Here is a 1,314-nt window from a genome sequence, read left to right as displayed (position 1 = left end):
TGTCCTGTCCTGAAATAAGTTTACACATTAAGAGACTTATTTTATGGAACACGAAAGAGAACAACGAGTTAAGCGCACTCAACGAGATTATAGCTTTGCCTTTAAAATGATGGTTGTTTATGAAGTTGAAAAAGGACAAATAACGTATAGCCAAGCCCAAACAAAATATGGTATTCAAGGAAAATCAACTGTGCTTACATGGTTACGCAGGCACGGACAACAAGATTGGACTTCCAAAATTATGCCAACCTCCTCAAAACGCCAACTCACTCCACAACAACAAATTCGCCAACTGGAAAAACAGTTAGCAGCAGAAAAACTAAAAACAGAATTCATTGAAGATGTGATTTATCACATGGATAAAGAATGCGGGAGCGATTTAGGAAAAAAGTATATCGAGCACGTCTCAAAGATTGGCAAACCAAAGGACAATTAAGCATTTCACGTTATTGTGAATGGGTGGGAATCACTCGACAAGCTTACTATCAATCAGAGAGACGTGCTCAAATTATGGCACAGGAAACACAACAGGTACTTGAACTTGTCATGCAATACCGTTATTTGATGCCAAGTATAGGAACACGCAAACTGTATTGGTTAATTAAACCAGCGTTAGTAGAATTAGGCTTGAAATTTGGTCGAGATCAGTTATTTAAGCTACTGAAAGAGAACAACTTGCTTATTTATCCTAAGCGTCGCTATACCAAAACAACGGATAGCAAACACTGGATGAAGAAATACCCTAACTTGTTAAAGGATTATTCACCAGTACAAGCAAATGAAGTACTAGTTAGTGACATTACCTATGTTGAGAGTGCTGAGGGTGTGCATTACCTGTCATTAGTAACAGATGAATATACCCGACAAATTAAAGGTTATAAATTATCCAGTGATATGCGAGCAGAGAATATTGTACAAGCATTACACATGGCAATGAAGCATATGAAAGATAGAGCAATAACGATGGTTCATCATTCAGATAGAGGCTCTCAATACTGTTCTGGGTTATATCAATTAGCATTGCAAAAATATGATATAAAACCATCCATGACAGATGGATATGACTGCTACCAAAATGCTTTGGCGGAACGAGTTAATGGAATATTGAAACAGGAGTTTTTAACAACACGATGTAAAACGATGAGAGAGTTGGATCATTTGATTGCGGAATCTATAGTGATTTATAACTGTTATAGACCACATTTAAGTCTAAACATGCTCACACCGAATCAGATGTATGAGAAAGAGAAAACCGAGCTAATGGTTTAACTCGGTTTTAAATGAAATACTGTCAATCTATTTCAGGACGTGACA

The 1,314-nt window shown here is 36.9% G+C and carries 1 protein-coding gene; it reads left to right on the top strand.

Features of this window, described 5'->3' with window-relative positions; translation table 11 throughout:
* The first annotated feature begins 43 nt into the window (after positions 1-43).
* Positions 44-1,269, top strand: a protein-coding gene (locus MMP72_RS15745; protein WP_241406210.1) for an IS3 family transposase whose coding sequence is annotated in 2 segments (ribosomal slippage) — positions 44-377 and positions 377-1,269 — 1,227 coding nt in all. Because the reading frame shifts where the segments join, the coding sequence is not laid out codon by codon here.
* Positions 1,270-1,314: the final 45 nt, after the last annotated feature.

It is taken from the genome of Acinetobacter sp. NIPH 2699 (genome assembly GCF_022549355.1).
GTDB lineage: Bacteria > Pseudomonadota > Gammaproteobacteria > Pseudomonadales > Moraxellaceae > Acinetobacter.
This window is presented reverse-complemented; position numbering and strand designations above follow the sequence as displayed.